Annotated in this window: 1 protein-coding gene; it reads left to right on the top strand. The window is 70.4% G+C overall.

Annotated features, from left to right (window positions below; translation table 11 throughout):
• A partial coding sequence (locus SB751_RS28575) for a TolC family protein (RefSeq protein ID WP_410748863.1) occupies positions 1-368 on the top strand: 368 nt, incomplete at both ends.

Below are 368 nucleotides of genomic sequence, written 5' to 3'. Positions count from 1 at the left end.
CGGACGTGCCGGCCGGCCTGCCGTCGGACCTGCTGACGCGTCGCCCCGACGTGATGCAGGCCGAGCAGACGCTGCTGGCCGCGAACGCGAACATCGGCGCGGCACGCGCGGCGTTCTTCCCGCGCATCTCGCTGACGGGCGCGTTCGGTACCGGGAGCCCCACGCTCGGCGGGCTGTTCAAGGCCGGCACGGCGGCGTGGTCGTTCGCGCCGCAGCTGACGATGCCGATCTTCGAAGGCGGGCAGAACATCGCGAACCTGAACCTCGCGAACGTGCAGAAGCGCATCGAGATCGCCAACTACGAGAAGGCGATCCAGTCGGCGTTCCGCGAAGTGTCCGACGGGCTGGCGGCACGCGGCACGTACGAC

It is taken from the genome of Cupriavidus sp. SIMBA_020 (genome assembly GCF_046535395.1).
GTDB classification, from domain to species: Bacteria; Pseudomonadota; Gammaproteobacteria; order Burkholderiales; family Burkholderiaceae; genus Cupriavidus; species Cupriavidus campinensis.
The sequence above is the reverse complement of the archived record's forward strand: the minus strand, read 5'-3'. Positions and strand labels throughout refer to the sequence as shown.